This is a genomic window from Trujillonella endophytica, from assembly GCF_900110555.1.
Lineage (GTDB): Bacteria > Actinomycetota > Actinomycetes > Mycobacteriales > Geodermatophilaceae > Trujillonella > Trujillonella endophytica.
On sequence record NZ_FOEE01000016.1, the window covers coordinates 1 to 17,586 of the forward strand.

At 75.0% G+C, this 17,586-nt stretch carries 13 protein-coding genes and 1 tRNA gene; 9 read left to right on the top strand and 5 right to left on the bottom strand.

Annotation, left to right across the window (positions count from 1 at the left end):
* The coding region (locus BMY88_RS19880) for a hypothetical protein (RefSeq protein ID WP_428978324.1) at positions 1–221 on the top strand (221 nt) is incomplete at its 5' end.
* A gap of 86 nt (positions 222–307) precedes the next feature.
* On the opposite strand, the gene BMY88_RS19885 is transcribed toward BMY88_RS19880, so the two are convergent.
* Together BMY88_RS19885 and BMY88_RS19890 are read right to left on the bottom strand one after the other, a co-directional pair.
* Entirely contained in the window at positions 308–2,374 is a 2,067-nt protein-coding gene (locus BMY88_RS19885; protein ID WP_091947863.1) for an acyl-CoA dehydrogenase family protein, read from the bottom strand.
* The gene (locus tag BMY88_RS19890; RefSeq protein ID WP_244524813.1) at positions 2,371–3,174 is read right to left on the bottom strand and encodes a TetR/AcrR family transcriptional regulator; all 804 of its coding nucleotides are present in this window, start codon (positions 3,172–3,174) and stop codon (positions 2,371–2,373) included. The genes BMY88_RS19885 and BMY88_RS19890 overlap by 4 nt, the downstream gene beginning before the upstream one ends.
* Positions 3,175–3,243: 69 nt before the next feature.
* On the opposite strand from BMY88_RS19890, the gene BMY88_RS19895 reads away from it, so the two are divergent.
* The 6 genes from BMY88_RS19895 to BMY88_RS19920 all read left to right on the top strand — a co-directional run bounded on the left by BMY88_RS19895 (position 3,244) and on the right by BMY88_RS19920 (position 12,361).
* Positions 3,244–4,530, top strand: a complete 1,287-nt coding sequence (locus tag BMY88_RS19895; protein ID WP_091947867.1) for an acetyl-CoA C-acetyltransferase — start codon at positions 3,244–3,246, stop codon at positions 4,528–4,530.
* 119 nt (positions 4,531–4,649) lie between these two features.
* The gene (locus BMY88_RS19900) at positions 4,650–6,005 is read left to right on the top strand and encodes a 3-oxoacyl-ACP reductase (protein WP_091947870.1); all 1,356 of its coding nucleotides are present in this window, start codon (positions 4,650–4,652) and stop codon (positions 6,003–6,005) included.
* Positions 6,005–6,859, top strand: a complete 855-nt coding sequence (locus BMY88_RS19905; protein ID WP_091948069.1) for a MaoC/PaaZ C-terminal domain-containing protein — start codon at positions 6,005–6,007, stop codon at positions 6,857–6,859. The genes BMY88_RS19900 and BMY88_RS19905 overlap by 1 nt, the downstream gene beginning before the upstream one ends.
* Before the next feature lie 106 nt (positions 6,860–6,965).
* Entirely contained in the window at positions 6,966–8,180 is a 1,215-nt protein-coding gene (locus BMY88_RS19910) for an acyl-CoA dehydrogenase family protein (RefSeq protein WP_091947873.1), read from the top strand.
* Between the two features lie 277 nt (positions 8,181–8,457).
* On the top strand, positions 8,458–10,182 hold the full coding sequence (locus tag BMY88_RS19915) for a fibronectin type III domain-containing protein (RefSeq protein ID WP_091947875.1): 1,725 nt from the start codon (positions 8,458–8,460) through the stop codon (positions 10,180–10,182).
* Between the two features lie 436 nt (positions 10,183–10,618).
* Positions 10,619–12,361, top strand: coding sequence for a fibronectin type III domain-containing protein (locus tag BMY88_RS19920; protein WP_091947878.1), 1,743 nt, complete (start codon positions 10,619–10,621; stop codon positions 12,359–12,361).
* 145 nt (positions 12,362–12,506) lie between these two features.
* On the opposite strand, the gene BMY88_RS19925 is transcribed toward BMY88_RS19920, so the two are convergent.
* Positions 12,507–13,280: a DcrB-related protein gene (locus tag BMY88_RS19925; RefSeq protein WP_091947880.1), complete on the bottom strand. Its 774-nt coding sequence runs from the start codon at positions 13,278–13,280 to the stop codon at positions 12,507–12,509.
* Positions 13,277–15,277 carry a hypothetical protein gene (locus tag BMY88_RS19930; RefSeq protein WP_091947883.1) on the bottom strand — a complete coding sequence of 667 codons (2,001 nt, stop codon included), beginning with the start codon at positions 15,275–15,277 and terminating at the stop codon, positions 13,277–13,279. Before BMY88_RS19930 ends, BMY88_RS19925 begins: the two co-directional genes overlap by 4 nt.
* Before the next feature lie 184 nt (positions 15,278–15,461).
* Here BMY88_RS19930 and BMY88_RS19935 point away from each other — a divergent pair.
* Positions 15,462–15,549 (top strand) — tRNA-Ser (locus BMY88_RS19935).
* A gap of 182 nt (positions 15,550–15,731) precedes the next feature.
* Positions 15,732–16,496, top strand: a complete 765-nt coding sequence (locus tag BMY88_RS19940) for a tyrosine-protein phosphatase (RefSeq protein WP_091947886.1) — start codon at positions 15,732–15,734, stop codon at positions 16,494–16,496.
* Between the two features lie 66 nt (positions 16,497–16,562).
* Here BMY88_RS19940 and BMY88_RS24185 read toward each other — a convergent pair whose 3' ends face one another.
* Positions 16,563–17,567, bottom strand: coding sequence for a PH domain-containing protein (locus BMY88_RS24185; RefSeq protein ID WP_211435743.1), 1,005 nt, complete (start codon positions 17,565–17,567; stop codon positions 16,563–16,565).
* Between the last annotated feature and the right edge of the window lie 19 nt (positions 17,568–17,586).

Below are 17,586 nucleotides of genomic sequence, written 5' to 3' on the forward strand. Positions count from 1 at the left end.
CGCTGCAGACCGACGCCACCGTGCACCGACTCACCGTCATCCCGCACGGCACCGTGACCCTCGGCCGGCACCTGATCCGCCTGGGCGCCGCCTACGGCGGCGCCCAGGTCACCGCCCTGGTCAACGGCCCCCAGGTCAGCTTCCACGCCCTCAGCGGCGACCTGATCGGCCAACTGACCCTGAACCCGGCCAAGCGTTACGCCACACTCTGCGCGGCCTAACCGAAGTGCGACACATGTCCTCAGACATCACTGCGACAGAGGTCCGGAGACACGACAGTGCGGGATCCGCACTCGGGCGACTCCGCTCACTGGCCCGGCGGGACCTCGACCGAGGTCGCGGTGTCGCCGGGTGCCGTGTCGGCCGGGGTGCCCGCCCCGGCCTCGGCCCGCAGCTCCGCGTCGTGCGCGGCCATGGCCTCCTGCCGGTCGGCCTCCTCCTCGAGGATCGCCGCCCGCTTCCACTCGTGCGGGATGGCGAAGCCGTCGACCAGCGTGACCAGGTGCGGCCGCAGCTCCTTCAGCAGCTGGTTGACCGTGGCGGTCACCGCCTTCGACCGGGCCGGGGTCAGCTGGCCGTGCTCGAGGAACCAGCCCTTGTCCGCCTCGATCGTCGACAGCGCGTACAGGTCGCAGACGGCGTCCAGCAGCGCCTGCGCGTCGGGGTCGGTGGCCCGGTCGACGCCGGCGACGAACGCCTCCAGCACGATCCGGTCGATGTGCGTCTGCGCGGTGCGCAGCACGTGGTCCTGGACGTCGTTGAACATGTCGAACGGCTCCATGCCCTCGACCTCGGCGTTCCTGCGCAGCCGCCGGATCGCACCCTCGAGCGTGTGCTTCTCGCGGAACTCGAACATCTTGAGCTGCCACCCGCGGTCGCGCAGCGGCACCTCCTCGTCCCGCCCGGGCACCGCGTCTATCAGCCGGGCGATCAGGCCGCGGGCCGCCGTCCGCTCCAGGACGGTCTCGCGCACCATGTCGGCGAAGAAGGAGACCTTGCCCCAGCCGTCCAGCGAGCCGAACGCGTCGCGGTAGCCGGTGAGCAGGCCCTTCGCCACCAGCTGCAGCAGCACCGTGTTGTCGCCCTCGAAGGTGCTGAAGACGTCGGTGTCGGCCTTGAGCTGCGGTAGCCGGTTCTCCTGCAGGTACCCGGCCCCGCCGCAGGCCTCCCGGCACATCTGGATGGCGCGGGTCGCGTGCCAGGTATTGGCCACCTTCAGGCCGGCGGCGCGGGACTCCAGCTCGCGCTGGGCGGCCTCGTCGACCTCCTGCCCGTGCTCGTGCACCGCCGTCTGGACGTCGTGCATCGTGCCGACCAGTTCCTCCTGGGCGAAGTGCAGGGCGTAGGAGGTGGCCAGCGCCGGCAGCAGCTTGCGCTGGTGCACCAGGTAGTCGTTGACGACGATCTCGCGGTCCCGGCCCGGCGCCGTGAACTGGCGGCGCACCTCCCCGTAGCGGACGGCGATGTCGAGGGCCGTCTTCGTGGCCGACCCCGCCGAGCCGCCGACGCTGACCCGGCCGCGCACCAGCGTGCCGAGCATGGTGAAGAAGCGACGCGTCTCGTTCTCGATCGAGCTCGTGTAGGTGCCGTCGGCGGCGACCTGCCCGTACCGGTCCAGCAGCATGTCCCGGGGGACCGCCACGTGGTCGAAGCTCAGCCGGCCGTTGTCGACGCCGAGCAGGCCGGCCTTCGGCCCGTCGTCGCCGATGGTGACCCCGGGCAGGGGGGCGCCCTCGGCGTCGCGGATCGGCACCAGCCAGGCGTGCACGCCGCGGTTCTCGCCGCCGGTGATCAGCTGCGCGAAGACGACGGCCATCCGGCCGTCCTTCGCGGCGTTGCCGATGTAGTCCTTGCGCGCGGCCTGGTGCGGGGTGTGCAGGTCGAAGGTCTGCGTCCGCGGGTCGTACGTGCAGGTCGTGCGCAGCTGCTGGACGTCGGAGCCGTGCCCGGTCTCGGTCATCGCGAAGCTCCCCGGCAGGGCGAAGCTCATGATGTCGCGCAGGTAGGCGTCGTGGTGCCGCCGGGTGCCCAGCAGCTGCACGGCGCCGCCGAACAGCCCCCACTGGACGCCGGCCTTGACCATCAGCGACAGGTCGCCGAACGCCAGCATCTCGATCGACGTCACCGAGCCGCCGGCATCTGCCTCCCCGCCGTATTCCTTGGGGAAGCCCAGGCCCACCCGGCCGGTCGCGGCGAGCTCGACCGCCAGCCGGGTGATCCGCTCCCGCGCCTCCTGCATCGTCTCGCCGTAGACCGGGGCGAACGTCTCGCCGGCCAGTTGCTCGCGGGCGGCGCGCCGCACGTGCGACCAGCGCCCGTCCAGCACCTCCTGCAGGCGCTGCGGGTCGACGCTGCGGGGCAGGGACTGCGTCACTGTTCCTCCTCGGTCGTGCGGTTCTCGGGATCGGTGCCGGGGAGCACGCCGGCGAGGCCGGCCCAGGCGAGTTCGGTGAGGTGGGCGGCGAGATCCGACCGGAGCATGGGCCGGTCGGCGCGCAGCCACCAGTCGGCGGCCGAGCGGACCAGGCCCACCAGGCCGTGGCCCCAGGGCCCCGCGGGGGCGGGGTCGCGGCCGGCGTCGGCCAGCGACGCGGCGACCAGCGCCGCCGCCTGGTCGCCGACGAGGTCGGACAGGGAGCTGATCGGATCCCTGTCGCCGGGGAGGTCCAGCAGCGGGTGCCGGACGACGAAGCGGTACAGCTCGGGGTCGGCCTCCAGGAACGCCAGGTAGGTCTCGACGGCGGCACCGACCCGCTCGCGGGGGTCGGTGCTGCTGGCCATCGCCTCGCGCAAAGCGGCGGTGAGCTGCGCGGCGACCCGCCCGCAGACGGCGACGTACAGCTCGCCGCGGTCGGCGAAGTGCCGGTAGACGACGGTCTTGCTGGTGCCGGCCGCGGCCGCGATCTCCTCCATGCCGACGCCGGCGCCGTGCCGGGCGACCGCGGCCAGGGTCGCGTCGACCAGCTGCTCGCGACGGGCGCGCCGGTGCTCGTCCCAGCGGGAGTCGCGCCGGTCGCGGGCGGTGATCCGGGGCTCCGACTCGCGGCGCTCGCCGACCATCCGGGGCTCCGACTCGCGGCGCTCCCCGCCGACGATCCGGGGCTCCGACTCGCGGCGCCGCGCGGGCTGCGCCACCTTGTCCTGCGACGTGCCGCTCACCGCCTCGGCTTTCATGTAACCGAAGGTACTGGGTACTCTGGGTACCTAGCAAAGCGAGACCACCCCCGACCCGGAGGTCCACCCATGGCCACCACCCCCCGCACGGCTGCGATCGTCGGCGGCAACCGGATCCCGTTCGCCCGGTCCAACTCCCGGTACGCGCAGGCGTCCAACCAGGACATGCTCACCGCGACCCTCGACGGGCTCGTGGCGCGCTTCGGGCTGCAGGGCCAGCAGGTCGGCGAGGTCGTCGCGGGCGCCGTCCTCAAGCACGCACGCGACTTCAACCTCACCCGCGAGGCCGTGCTCGGGTCGCGGCTGTCGGCGTCCACGCCGGCCTACGACGTCCAGCAGGCCTGCGGCACCGGGCTGGAGGCGGCGGTCCTGGTCGCCAACAAGATCGCCCTCGGGCAGATCGAGTCCGGCATCGCCGGCGGCACGGACACGACCTCCGACGCGCCGCTGGCCGTGAACGAGGACCTGCGCCGGGTGCTGATCAGGCTGAACTCGGCCACGACCCTCGGCGACCGGTTGAAGGCCCTGCGCGGGCTGCGGCCCGGCCAGCTGGCGCCGGAGATCCCGCGCAACGCCGAGCCGCGCACCGGCCTGGCGATGGGCGACCACGCCGCGATCACCGCCAAGGAGTGGGAGATCGGCCGCGAGGAGCAGGACGAGCTGACCGTCCGCTCGCACCAGAACCTGGCCGCCGCCTACGACCGCGGGTTCTTCGACGACCTGGTCACCCCGTACCTGGGCCTGTCGCGCGACCAGAACCTGCGGCCGGACTCCTCGATGGAGAAGCTGGCGAAGCTCGCCCCGGTCTTCGGCACGGGCGACCCCGCCGCCACGATGACCGCGGGCAACTCCACGCCGCTCACCGACGGCGCCTCCGCGGTGCTGCTGGCCTCCGACGAGTGGGCCGCCGAGCGGGGTCTGCCGGTGCTCGCGCACCTGGTCGACGCCCAGACGGCGGCGGTCGACTACGTGCACGGCGGCGAGGGGTTGCTGATGGCCCCGGCCTACGCGGTTCCGGTGCTGCTGGCCCGCCAGGGGCTCACCCTCCAGGACTTCGACTTCTACGAGATCCACGAGGCGTTCGCGTCCACCGTGCTCGCCACGATGAAGGCATGGGAGGACCCGGGCTTCTGCAAGGAGCGGCTCGGCCTCGACGCCCCGCTCGGCGCGATCGACCGGTCGAAGCTGAACGTCAACGGCTCCTCGCTGGCCGCCGGGCACCCGTTCGCCGCCACGGGCGGCCGGATCATCGCGACGCTGGCGAAGATGCTGCACGAGGCCGGGCCCGGCAGGCGCGGGCTGATCTCCATCTGCGCCGCCGGCGGCCAGGGCGTCGTCGCGATCCTCGAGTCCTGATCGCCGCACCCCCCCACTTTCCCGACGTTCCACGTGCAACTCCGCGCTTCTGCACGGTGCAGCAGCGCGGAAGTGCACGGACCCGCGACCCGGCGACCGACCTCCGAGAGGAACTCCCCGTGAGCGACTGGTACCGCGACTTCGCCAACTCCGGCTTCGGCACGACGATCACCCGGCAGCTCGGCCTCCCGCGCCCGGCGGTGCTCCGCCGGTACGAGCCCGGGCGGCCTCTGTTGCCCGGCCCGGCCGTGCTCGGCTCGACCGGCGGGGGTCGGCTGGGCGACACCCTGACCCGGGTCCTGACCGACGCCGGCGTGGCCGTGCTCCCCCCGGTCGTCGCCGACGGCCCGACCGACGGCGAGAAGCCCGCCGCCGTCCTGCTCGACGCGACCGGCCTGACCTCGCCCGGTCAGCTGGCCGCCGCGTACCAGTTCCTGGCCCCGGCGATCAAGCGGCTGGGCACCTCGGGCCGCGTGCTGATCCTGGCCGACCCGCCGGCCGCCACCGACTCCCCGGCCACCGCGGCGGCCCGCCAGGCGCTCGACGGGCTGATCCGGTCCGTCGGCAAGGAGCTGCGCGACGGGTCCACGGCGAACCTCGTGTACGTGCCCGAGGGCGCGGAGTCCGCGGTCGCCTCGCCCGTCCGCTTCTTCCTCTCCGGCCGGTCGGCCTACGTCGACGGCCAGGTGCTCACGCTCGCGGCGGCCGACGTCCCGACCGGGGAGGACGGCGAGCGGCCGCTGGCCGGCAAGGTCGCCGTCGTCACCGGGGCGGCCCGCGGCATCGGTGCGGCGATCGCGCGCGTGCTGGCGCGCGACGCCGCGCACGTCGTGGCGGTCGACGTCCCGGCCGCCGGTCAGTCGCTCGCCGAGGTCGCCAACGAGATCGGCGGGACGGCGTTCCAGCTCGACATCACCGCCGCCGACGCCGCGGCCCGGCTGGTGGCGCACCTGCGCGAGCGGCACGGGGGCGTCGACGTCGTCGTCCACAACGCCGGGATCACCCGGGACAAGCTGCTGGTCAACATGGACGCCGCCCGCTGGAACTCGGTCATGGCGGTGAACCTGCAGGCCCAGCTGGACCTCACCGCTGCGCTGCTGGCCGCCGAGGGCGTGCTGCGCCCGGACGCCCGGATCGTCTGCGTGAGCTCGCAGTCGGGCATCGCCGGCAACCGCGGCCAGACCAACTACGCGGCGAGCAAGGCCGGGATCATCGGCATGGTCCGCGCCTGGGCGCCGGAGTTCGCCGCCCGCGGGGCCACGATCAACGCCGTCGCCCCGGGCTTCATCGTCACCGAGATGACCGCGAAGATGCCGCTGGGCACCCGCGAGGTCGGTTCCCGGATCAACTCGCTGCAGCAGGGCGGGCTGCCGGTGGACGTCGCCGAGACGATCGCCTGGCTCTCCCAGCCGGGCAGCGCGGGCGTGAACGGCCAGGTCGTGCGGGTCTGCGGCCAGTCGATGCTGGGGGCGTGATGGCGACGACCGTGCTGGAGGCGGCACCGTCGATGCCGGCGCTGCTCGCCCGGGCGGCGCTGACCGCCCGGGGCCGGGGCGGGGCGCTGCCCGAGGACCGGGTGGCGCGCCGGGGCGTCGTCGTCGACCCGGCCGAGGTGGCCGCGTACGCGCGGGTCTGCCGGTTCCCGCTGGCCGACACGCTGCCGGCGACCTATCCGCACGTGCTCGCCTTTCCGCTGCAGGTCGCGCTGATGACCGACCGCGCGTTCCCGCTGGCCCTCCCGGGCCTGGTGCACGTGCGCAACCGCATCGAGGTGCTCCGGCCGATCGGGGCAGGGGAGGCCCTGGACCTCGAGGTCCGGGCCGAGCGCTTCGCCCGGCACCGCAGCGGGGCGACCGTCGACCTCTGCGCCTCCGTCTCCGCCGGAGGGGCGGAGGTGTGGCGGGCCAGGTCGACCTACCTGGCCCGCGGCGCCACGGCACCCGAGGGTGCGCCGGAGGCCGACGTCGACGTCGAGATCGCCGACCTCGGCCCCGGCACCATCACCTGGCGGGTGCCCGCCGACGCCGGCCGCCGCTACGCCGCCGTCTCCGGCGACGTGAACCCCATCCACCTGTCGGGGCTCAGCGCCAAGGCGTTCGGCTTCAAGCGGGCCATCGCGCACGGCATGTGGGTGAAGGCGCGTGCCCTGGCGGCGCTGACGGGTCGGCTGCCCGAGGCGCTGACGGTGGACGTCGGCTTCCGCAGGCCGCTGTTCCTGCCCTCGACGGTCACGCTGGCCAGCGGGCAGCGCGGCAGCGGCTGGGACGTCGCCGTCCGCAACGCGACGGCCGGGACCGAGCACCTGGTGGGGCGCATCCGTCCGCTCTGACGACCCGGGCCCCGCTCGTCGATCATCGGCGAGTGGTCGGCCGCCGCGCCGATCGCGACGACCGGTCGCCGATGATCACCGCAGGACCGACGAAGGAGACCCCCGCATGGCCGTGTCGTTCGAGCTCACCGAGGACCAGGTGGAGCTGCAGAAGTGGGTGCACGAGTTCGCCGCGGACGTCGTCCGCCCCGCGGCCGCCGAGTACGACGAGCGCGAGGCCTTTCCGTGGCCGGTGCTGCAGGAGGCCGCGAAGATCGGGCTCTACTCGCTCGACTTCTTCGCCACCCAGTGGTTCGACGAGTCGGGGCTCGGCATCCCGATCGCCATGGAAGAGCTCTTCTGGGGCGATGCCGGCATCGGGCTGGCGATCGTCGGCACCACCCTGGCCGCGGCGTCGGTGCGGGCGAACGGCACGGACGAGCAGGTGGGCCGGTGGGTCCCGGGCATGTTCGGCACCGAGGCCGAGCCGAAGGTGGCCGCGTTCTGCTCGTCCGAGCCCGACGCCGGCTCCGACGTCGGGGCGATGCGCACCCGCGCGGTCCTCGACGAGCGGAACGGCGAGTGGGTGCTGACCGGCACCAAGACCTGGGCCACCAACGGCGGGATCGCCGACGTGCACGTGGTCACCGCCGTCGTCGACCCCGAGCTCGGCGCCCGCGGGCACGCCAGCTTCGTCGTTCCCCCCGGTACCCCGGGGATCAGCCAGGGGCAGAAGTTCCTCAAGCACGGCATCCGCGCCTCGCACACGGCCGAGGTCGTCCTCGACGACTGCCGGATCCCCGGCGACTGCCTGCTCGGCGGGCGGGAGAAGCTCGACGAGCGGCTGGCCCGCGCCCGCGAGGGGGTGAAGAGCGGCCGCACCCAGCCGTCGATGGCCACCTTCGAGCGCACCCGTCCCGCCGTCGGGGCGCAGGCGGTGGGCGTCGCCCGGGCCGCGTACGAGTACGCGCTGGAGTACGCCAAGCAGCGGGTGCAGTTCGGCCGGCCGATCATCGAGAACCAGGCGATCGCGTTCGCGCTCGCGGACATGAAGACGTCGATCGACGCCGCCCGGCTGCTGGTGTGGCGCGCCGCGTGGATGGCCAGCACCGGCCGGCAGTTCACCGCCGCGGAGGGGTCGATGTCCAAGCTCGTCGCGGGCGAGACCGCGGTGCGGGTCACCGAGCAGGCCATGCAGATCCTCGGCGGCAACGGCTACACCCGCGATTACCCGGTCGAGCGGATGGCGCGCGACGCCAAGATCTACACGATCTTCGAGGGCACCTCGGAGATCCAGCGACTGGTCATCGCCCGCTCGATCTCCGGCGTCCAGATCCGCTGAGAACGGGCGCCGGAGGCGGGCGCGGTACCGGATCGAGAGCGGCCCGAACAGATCAGCACAACGGCGGAGTGCGCGGTTCGTCGTGTTCCGGCGCGATCCCTCCCGATCATGACGGCCGACCGGGCCGCGAGGGTCACGGCGAGGTCACGCCGGGTCCCAGGCGTCGCGGCCCGTGTGGCGCGGCTCGGCGCGGGGGGACGGCGTGGTCCCTTCTGCCGCGCCCGGCGACCCGGGCCAGCGAGCCCGGCGTGATCCGGGTCCTCCACGGGGAGTCCGCGTGCATCTCGCACCATCGTCCCGGCGTGCGCTCGGCCTCGCGGCCGTCGGCGCCATCGCCCTGTCCACGACCCTCGTGTCCCTGAGCGGGGTCGCCTCGGCGACCCCGCTCCCGGGGGGCCCGTCCGAGCTCCGCTTCTCCACCGACGCCGCGAGCGTCGCGGAGGACGGGTACTCGCTGATCGACGGCGCCTTCACGGTGCCGTCCGGCTACTGCCAGATGTCCTGGACGGTGCGCGGGGCCGCGGGGGGTTCCGGGTACTACGGTGCCGGGCTGCCCGGAGAGGTCGTGCAGGGCGACACCGCGGCGGCGCCGGGCGTCTACGCGGTGACCGTCGGCACGGCCGGCGGCCCCGGCGCCTTCTCGGTCGGCGGGGTGGCGGGAACCGGTTCCGCCCCGGCCGCGGCCGCCGGTGGCGTGCTGATGATGCCCATGCCCGGAGGCATGCCGGGGATGTTCATACCCATGCCGGCGGGTGCCGGCGGTGGTGGTGGCGGCGGGTCCGCGGTCACCGGCCCGGGCGGTTTCGCCGTCCAGGCCCCCGGCGGTGCCGGCGGAGGTCCCCTCCAGGGGATCGGCGGCGGCGCGTTGGCTCTCCCCGACGGCCTGAGCGCCGGAGTCCCCGGCCCCACCGGAGCCGGCCTCGTCGAGGTCGTCGTCTCCCCCTGCGCTCCGGTCCTGGCCGCCCCGAGCGCCCCGCAGGGCCTGGCCGTCGAGGCCGGCCGCAGCGGCGCGCTGGACCTGAGCTTCCTGCCGGGCGCGTTCGACGCGGACGCGCAGTCCCCGGTCACCGGCTACGAGGTGACGACCGACGGCGGCGCCACGCACGATCCGCTGCCCACCAGCGCCGAGCAGGGCGCACGGATCGGCGCGCTCGCCGCGCTGGCGAACGGGACCGCCTATGACGTCCAGGTACGGGCGACCTCGGCCGTGGGGCCGAGCGCCTGGAGCGACGAGGTCACCGCCACGCCGTACCTCGCGATCGGCGCCCCCGTGAACGTCCGCGCCACCGCGGGCCCGTCGTCGATCGTCCTCACCTGGGACGCGCCCACCTCGCCGGGCACCTACGGCCTGGCCGGATACGTCGTCGGAGGTGAGGCCACGTCCGCGGACGGCACCGACGGCGCCTCCGGCATCGCCTGCGAGACCACTCCCGACGTGCGGACGTGCGTCCTGGTCGCCACGCCGGGGTGGAGCCACACGTTCGGCGTCACCCCCGTCGACGCCGAGGGCAATCCGGGTGCCCACTCGGCGGTCGTGACCGTCTCCGACGTCCCGCGCTCGTCGGTGCCGGCCGGCGTGCCCGCGCGGAGCGGGGATCTCGTGCGCCCGGCCGGGCAGACCGGATCGGTCGCTGTGGGCTCGCCGGTGACGTTCTCCGGCTCGGGCTACCTGCCGGGCTCGACGGTCACGCTGCTCGTCTACTCCGAGCCGCAGGTGCTGACGACGGTCGTCGCCGATGCCTCCGGCAGTTTCACCGTGACCGTCACGGTGCCGGCCGGGCTGGTGGCCGGGCAGCACACGCTGGTCGCCTCCGGTGTGGACCTCACCGGCGCGCTCCGGTACCTGACGCTGCCGATCACCGTCGCCGGTGGCACGACCGGCTCGGGCGGCCTCGCCTACACCGGCGCAGCGGTCGCCGTGCCGGCGATGGCCGGCCTGGCCGCCCTCGCGCTCGGTGGCGGTCTGGTGCTCGCCGGCCGGCGTCGCCGCACCGCCGAGTAACCAGCACGATCCCCGCACAGCGGCCGTCGTCCCCCTGCGGGACGGCGGCCGCTGTCGTCGTCCGGGCTTCCCGGGACGGCGCTCGTTGCCGTTGTCCGGGCCTCCCCGGTGAGGCGCTCGGTATCGGATCCGAGACCGTCCGGAACGTATCTCCACAACCGGAACCCGAGCGGTTCGTCGAGTTCCGGCACTATTTCGCCTGTCGCTGACCTGCGGTTTCGCGTCCAAGGTCACGATCAGGTCACGCCACACCCCATGCGTTCTGCCCCGTGTGGCGCGGTGTGTCGTCGGGAATCCGCATGGTCCTGTGCTCCACGAGTCCGGCATCCCGGACCAGCGAGCCCGGCGTGTACCGGGCCCACTTCGGGGAGTCTGCGTGAATCTCGCAGCACCAACTCGGCGGACGCTCGGCCTCGCGGCCGTCAGCGCGATCGCCATGTCCACCACCCTGCTGTCCCTCGGCGGCGTCGCCTCGGCGACCGATGAGCTGGAAGGCTTCAGCTTCACCACTGACGCCGACCGCGCCGACGAGTACGGCGACCAGCTCATCGGCGAGGACGGGTTCACCGTTCCCGAGGGCTACTGCTCGGTCAGCTGGTTCATCCTCGGCGGCGGCGGCGGCTGGGGCTCCATCGAGGCCGAGTACGACGCCGACGGCTCGTCCGGCGGCATCCTGCGGGGGTCGACCCCGGTCGTCGCGGGTCAGCACTTCGACATCGACGCCGGCACCGAGGGTGGCGACGGCTCGGTCGAGGGCGGCGGCTCCGGGGGTCTCGGAGTGGCACCCGGCGAGGCCGGTCAGCCGGTCCTGGCCGAGGCCGACCCCGACCCCGACCCCGAGCTCCCCCCGGCGCTCAGCACGGTCGGCGGCGGCGGCGGTGGCGGTGCCGGCTCGGTCGTCACCGGCACCGACTTCGTCCTCAAGGCGTTCGGCGGCGACGGCGGCGGCGGCGAGTTCGGCGGCGCCGGTGCCGTCGTGGGTGTCGAGCCCGGTGTGAACAAGGTCGCTGCGGCGGGCTGGGTCGACGCCGAGGTCCTGGACGGCGACATGCCCGCCAACGGCGTCTCGGACTACGGCAGCAGCTGGCGCGGCATCGTCGAGGGCTACGTGGAGCCCTGCGCGGCTCCCGAGGTCCTCGAGCCCCCGCTGGCGCCGGTCGACCTGTTCGCCGTCGACGGCAACGGCGAGGCCGAGATCCTGTTCAACGAGGACTACGACGGCACGGAGTCCGACTCCTTCGAGTACAACATCGTCGGCACCAACACCTGGGTCCCGGCCACCGACACCTACAGCGACGCGTACGCGATGACGTCGATCACGGTCGACGGCCTCACCAACGGCCAGAGCTACGACGTCCGGGTCCGCGGGGTCAGCGACGCCGAGGGCGACGGGGCCGCCAGCGCGCCCGTCACGGTCCACCCCTTCGTCGGGGCCAGCGCTCCGCAGGGCGTGTCCGTCACCCCCGGCGTGGCGTCGGTGCGCGTGAACTGGTCCGCCTTCACCACCCCGGGCAGCTTCCCGGTGGAGAAGTACGCCGTCGACCTCATCTCGATCGGTGGCGAGTGGGGAGACCGGGACACCGTCTGCGAGACCGCTCTCGACGCGCCCATGACCTGCCTGGTCGGGCTGGACACCGAGGCCGGCGTGACCTACCGCATCGTGGTCAGCACGGTCGACTCGGTCGGCCACTTCGGCGCCGACTCCGCCGAGCTGCCCGTCGGCCAGGCGGCCTCCCCCTCGGTGCCCTCGTCGGTCCCGAGCTCGGACGGGCCGATCTCCCGCCCCGACGGTGGCACCGGCTCGATCGCGGCGGGCTCGACCGTCGTCCTCTCCGGTGACGGCTTCCTGCCCGGCTCGACCGTGTCGCTCATCGTGTACTCCGAGCCGCAGGTGCTGACCCACACGGTCGCCGACGCCAACGGCCACTTCGAGGTCAGCGTCGTCGTCCCCGCGGGTCTGGCCTCCGGGTCGCACACGCTGGTCGCCTCCGGGGTGGACCTCGCCGGCAACGCGCGGTTCGTGACGCTGCCGATCACCGTCACCGGCGGCACGACCGGCTCGGGTGGGCTCGCCTACACCGGTGCCTCGGTCGCCGTCCCGGCGATCGGTGGCCTGGCCGCCCTCGCCATCGGTGGTGGCCTGGTGCTCGCCGGCAAGCGTCGCCGCACCGCCGAGTAACCAGCACGACCCTTCGCAGCGGCCGTCGTCCCTCCCCTGGGACGGCGGCCGCTGTCGTCGTCCAGGCGCGGACCCTGCGGGTGGATTCGGGACCCTGCGGGCGGGATCGCCGCGGCACCGTCGGGAACGCGCCCGCAGGGTGGCGCTACGAGGGCGGGCGCGGCGGCGGGGGCGGTCCCGGGGGCAGGCGGGGGAGCTGGACCAGGACCGTGGCCGACGTCGAGCCCGACCCGGACCCGGGCGGCGCGGCGGGCGGCGGTTCCTCGGCGGCGGCGGGCTCCGGCTCGGGTTCCGGCTCCACGGGCCCCGGCGCCTGCTCCGGCTCTGGCTCCGGCTCGGGTTCCGGCTCCGCGGGCGGCGGCTCGGGCGCCGGCTCGGGCTCCACGGGCCCGGAGACCACCGGCTTGGTCAGCAGCACGGGCGCGGCAGCGGGCTGCTCGGGAGCAGGCGGCTCGGGAGCGGGCGGCGGCGCGGTCGCGGGAGGCTGCGCGGCCGGGGCGGCGCCGAACCCGAGCGAGCGGAGTACCCCGTCGAGGGTGTCGGCGAGGTACTCGAAGGACGCCGCGGGGGCGGCGGCGGTCGCGGTGAAGCCGGTGCCCGGCGTCGTGGCGCAGACCTGCACCTGGACGACGCGTGCCCCGCCGGGCGGTGCCCACGAGAACAGCCGCGCGTAGGCGGGCCCGGAGCTCAGCGGCACGACGGTGAGCACGTGCTGCTGGTAGTTCGGGAACTCCGCGCCGAGCCGGTCGCCCAGCCCCTGGGCGTACTGCTCGGTGCGCACGGCCGGGGGCAGCGGCTCCCGCGCGACGACGACGTTCGCCTGCGCGTCGGGCGCGACGAGGGTCCAGGACTCCCTGACCGACCAGCCCTCGGGCACCCGGACCCGCAGCCGGCTGTCGGTCCACTGCTGCTCGGTCACGACGCCGTCCCCACCTGGACGAGGCTGGTCAGGGGGCGCTGCGTGCCGGCGGCGGCCGGCTGACCGGCGGCCACCAGCCGCCCGTCCCGCAGGTCGAGCGCGGGCAGGCCCGGGGGCGAGGCCGACAGCACCGCCGCGTCGTCGGCCACGGCCACCACCGCGAACGGCTCGCGGGTCTGCAGCACCGGGCGCAGCGGCCCCTGGCCGGTCACCACGCCGAGGACCGAGGGGTGCTCGGCTCCGGACAGCCCGTACCAGCGGGCGCCGGTGCGGGGGTCGAGCGCCGCGCTGGCCTGGACACCAACGGGAGCGGCCGCGACCTGGGTCCAGCCCCCCGCCCGGAGCTCGAACAGGACGCTGCCCCGCCCGTCGAGTCGGGTGGCGAGCGCGGCCGGCACGGGGGCGGGCAGCAGCCGGGTGTCGACGGGACCGGCCTGAGCGGTCCGGACCCCGTCGACGCCCGGGCCACCGGCGTCCCCGGTGAGCAGGAGGCCGTCGTGCAGCCGGCGGGCGGTGGTCCACGGCGGTCCGCCGGGATCGGTCTGCAGGCTCAGCGCGCCCTCGGCGGTGACGGTGAGGTGGTGCTGGGCGGGCCGGTCCCAGGCATCCCTGCCGGGGACGGCGAACCAGAGCCCCTCGCCGCGCGTGTCGGCGGGCGTCGGTTCGATCCAGCCCGGCACCTCGGACGGCGGCAGCTGCGGGTAGATGCCGCTGACCGGCAGGTCCGTCTTCTGCCACGGGTTGCTCGCGGGATCGCCCAGCCGGGCCGGCTCGAGGCGGTGCAGCCGGTACCGGTGCACGACCGCGCCCTGGGCCGCGGCCCGCCGTCCGGCGTCGTCGGGCGCGTCGTGCGGGCCGGCCGCCTCGGTCACCAGCACGTGCACCGAGGCCGGGGAGGCCACCAGGGCCAGCGCGCCCTCCGGCGGGAACGTCGCCCGGTGCAGCACCTGCAGGGCGGCGTCCAGGACCAGCAGCTCCCGGCCGACGACGACGGCCACGCCACCCCTGTGCACCACGCACTGCTGCGGCGGGCCGGCCAGGTCGAGCACCGTGTCGGGCACGACCGCGCCCGGCGGGAAGCGGCGCAGCTGCCAGCGGCCGTCCCAGTCGACGCAGCAGGCGAGGACGCCGGCGTGGGTGGCGCCGGCGGTGTGCACCAGCGGCGCGAGCACCTGCGGGCTGCCGGCGAGCTCGAGCAGCGGTGTCGTCGCAGGCCAGTCCGGGGAGTCGGCCGGGACGTACAGCGGCACGGGGGAGCGGGGGAGGACCGCCGGCCGCGCGCTGACGACGAGGGCGGGCTCGACGTCGGGTGACAGCTCCGGGGCGAGCTCGCCGAGCGTCCCGGCGAAGACGCCGGTGAGCCGGCCGACGGCGGTGACCGACGCGCCCACCGCCGGGAGGTCGGCCAGGACCTCCGGGGCGGCGCACACGTCGAGGGCGATCCCGCCGGCGGTCTCCACGGTGAGCACGGCGAAGGCCCGGCCGGTGCGCGCCGACGTCCGCCGGTCCGCCGCCCGGACGACGCCGGTCACCTCCGCGGCGGCCTGCCCGGGCGGGCAGGACAGCGCGGGCCCACGTCCGGCCCCGGCGGCCTGCACGCGCTCGGCCGCCAGGGACAGCCGCAGCCGGGTCGTGCGGCCGCGGCGGTAGGCGCCCGGACCGGCATGGGCGAGGTCGACCAGGCCCGCGACCACCGGCACCGGCTCGGCGCCGGCGACGTCGGCCACCAGCCGCGAGCGCCAGAAGTCCTCGGGGTCGGGCAGCAGGGCCCGGCAGACGACGGAGGTGATAGGACCGGCCCAGAAGCCGGGCACCGCGCTGTCGGCGGCGTCCTCGCCCGAGGTCACGCCGAGCAGCGCGCCGCTGGGGTCCACGTCGAGGCAGAAGGTGACACCCTCCGCCGTCGGCACCAGCGGGAGGCGGCTCCTGCGCACGTCGGCGGCGTGCTGCGGCAGGTCGGCGTCGACGCCGCCGACACTGGCGTAGGGGGTGGGCACGGGATCTCCTGCCGGTCGCGCGGGCGGTGGGCGCAGCATGCCCGTCCCCGGGATCCCCACCTCCGACGGGGTGCGCGCTTCGCTCGGCATGATCGACCCGCGCCGGAGGGCGGTCAACGAGGTGGCGGCCCGGAGTGTCCGCCGGACGGGTAGGCGGGGACCGGGCGATAGCCTCGACGCGCCAGGAGGGCTCGCCTAGTGGCCGATGGCGGCGGTCTTGAAAACCGCTAAGAGGTAATCCCTCTTCGTGGGTTCGAATCCCACGCCCTCCGCTCACACCTCGCCGGGGCGTTCCGTGCAGAAGCGCGGTAGTGCCCGGGGCAGGAGCGCGGAATTGCTCGGGGGCAGAAGCGCGGAAGTGCCCGGGGAGCGGTGTAGAACTGGGTGCGTCGGGGAGGTGCGCCGTCGTTCTACTCTGCGCCGCCGCGGCGACGACCCGACGGGAGCGGTGCCCATGACCGAGAACCTGACCCTGTCCGCGCCGGCCAACCTGCGCGACCTCGGGGGGATCCCCGCCGTCGGCGGCACGGTGCGTCGCGGGGTGGCGATCCGCGCCGACGACCTGTCCCTCACCCCGCGCGAGGACGCCGAGACCCTGATCGCCGACGGCCTCGCCGCGGTGATCGACCTGCGCACCCCGGGGGAGGTCCGCAACACCGGCCGCGGGGTGTTCGGTGAACTGCCGGTGGCCTACCACCACCTGCCGCTGATGCCGGGACTGCGGCCGACCGCCGGACCGGGCAGCGGCGTCGACCCGCGGGACCCGGTCGGCATGGGCGGCATGTACGCGGACCTGTTCTCGACCGCCGCCGGCCAGATCGTGACGGCGCTGGCGGTGCTCGCCGTGACGCCGGGCGCGACGGCGTTCCACTGTTCGGCCGGCAAGGACCGCACCGGGGTGCTGGCCGCGGCCTTCCTCCTGGCCCTGGGTGCCGACGACGACGACGTCGTCGCCGACTACGCGGTCACCGGGACCAACATCGCGGCGGTGGGACGGCGGCTGCAGCCCCTGATGGGGGCGATCCTCGCCTCGCACGGGGTCAACCGGAACACGTTCACCCGCTCGGCCATCGGCCAGGACTTCTCGGCGGTCGCGATGGAGACGGCGCTGGCCACGCTCCGGCAGCGCCACGGGGACCCGCTCCGGCCGCTGCGCGAGGCGGGGCTCGGCGACGAGCTGGTCGCGATGCTGCGCCGGCGCGCCGTCGACCCCGCCTGACACCGGCACCGTGCGCCCCGGGCCCGGAACCGGCGTGGAACGGGCACGGGGCGCACGGCGTACGGCTCAGCCGAGCAGCTTCGCCTTCTGCGCGGCGAACTCCTCCTCGGTGAGGATCCCGGCGTCGCGCAGCTCGCCCAGCTTGCGCAGCTGCTCGACGAGGTCGGGCGCGGCCGGGGCGGGAGCGGGCGCCGGGGCGGGCGCGGGCGCCGGGGCGCCGTAGCCCGCGCCGGGGGTCATGTGGTGCACGTACTGCGACTGCCGCTCCATCGTCTTCTTGCTGCGGGCCGCGCTGACCAGCGGCGCCAGCAGGTCGTAGACCTGGTGCGGGCCCTCGATGTTGTCGAGCACCACCTGGCCGCTGGTCGTCGCACCGGCCTCCGGGGCGCCGGTGAAATTGAAGGTGTCCTGCTGGACGCCGTACGCCGGGTCGTCGAGGCCCAGGACGAGGTCCCCGACGTCCTTGCCGCGCTGCCAGACCGCCTGCCGGACGTCCATGTCGCGGACCGCCCACAGCGGCACGCTCTCGGTCTTGGTGCCGAGCAGGCCGCTCTCGATCCAGATGCGGTCCTTGGTGATCCGGTACCGCGCCTTGGCGACACCGGCCGCACCGGTGGCCCCGCCCTTGCTCTCGCCGAACCACAGGGTGTTGGGGTCGTTGGCCCACTGCTCGGTCCGCTTGGCCGACTGCTCGGCGAGCTTCGCCTTGCCGGACTCGGCGACCGCCTTGCCCTGGTCGGCGACCTGCTTGAGCCGGTCCTTCCAGCTCGGCTTGCCGGCCGGCGCCGGCTGCGGCTGGCCGTACCCCGGGGCCTGGCCGTTCCCCGGGGGCTGGCCGTTCCCGACCTGCGCCGGGTCGGGGGCGCCGTACCCGGGGGCGGCGTACCCGGCGGCGCCCTGCGGGGGCGGCGGGGGCGGCGGCGCGGCCGGACCCGGCGGCGGCAGCTCGGCGCTCGGCGCGTCGGTGCCCGTCGTGCCCTGGTCCGAGACGTGCTCGGTCCAGGCGCTGCCGTTCCAGTAGCGCAGCTCGTGCGTCCCACTCGGGTCGGGCAGCCAGCTCGCGTCGACCATCAGTTGTCCCTCCAGCGTT

Excerpts from the sequence above, each read along its gene's own strand:
- BMY88_RS19890 (WP_244524813.1), bottom strand. The coding sequence starts at position 3,174 with ATGAAAGCCGAGGCGGTGAGCGGCACGTCGCAGGACAAGGTGGCGCAG.
- BMY88_RS19895 (WP_091947867.1), top strand. The coding sequence starts at position 3,244 with ATGGCCACCACCCCCCGCACGGCTGCGATCGTCGGCGGCAACCGGATC.
- BMY88_RS19905 (WP_091948069.1), top strand. The coding sequence starts at position 6,005 with ATGGCGACGACCGTGCTGGAGGCGGCACCGTCGATGCCGGCGCTGCTC.
- BMY88_RS19910 (WP_091947873.1), top strand. The coding sequence starts at position 6,966 with ATGGCCGTGTCGTTCGAGCTCACCGAGGACCAGGTGGAGCTGCAGAAG.
- BMY88_RS19920 (WP_091947878.1), top strand. The coding sequence starts at position 10,619 with ATGTCCACCACCCTGCTGTCCCTCGGCGGCGTCGCCTCGGCGACCGAT.
- BMY88_RS19940 (WP_091947886.1), top strand. The coding sequence starts at position 15,732 with ATGACCGAGAACCTGACCCTGTCCGCGCCGGCCAACCTGCGCGACCTC.
- BMY88_RS24185 (WP_211435743.1), bottom strand. The coding sequence starts at position 17,567 with ATGGTCGACGCGAGCTGGCTGCCCGACCCGAGTGGGACGCACGAGCTG.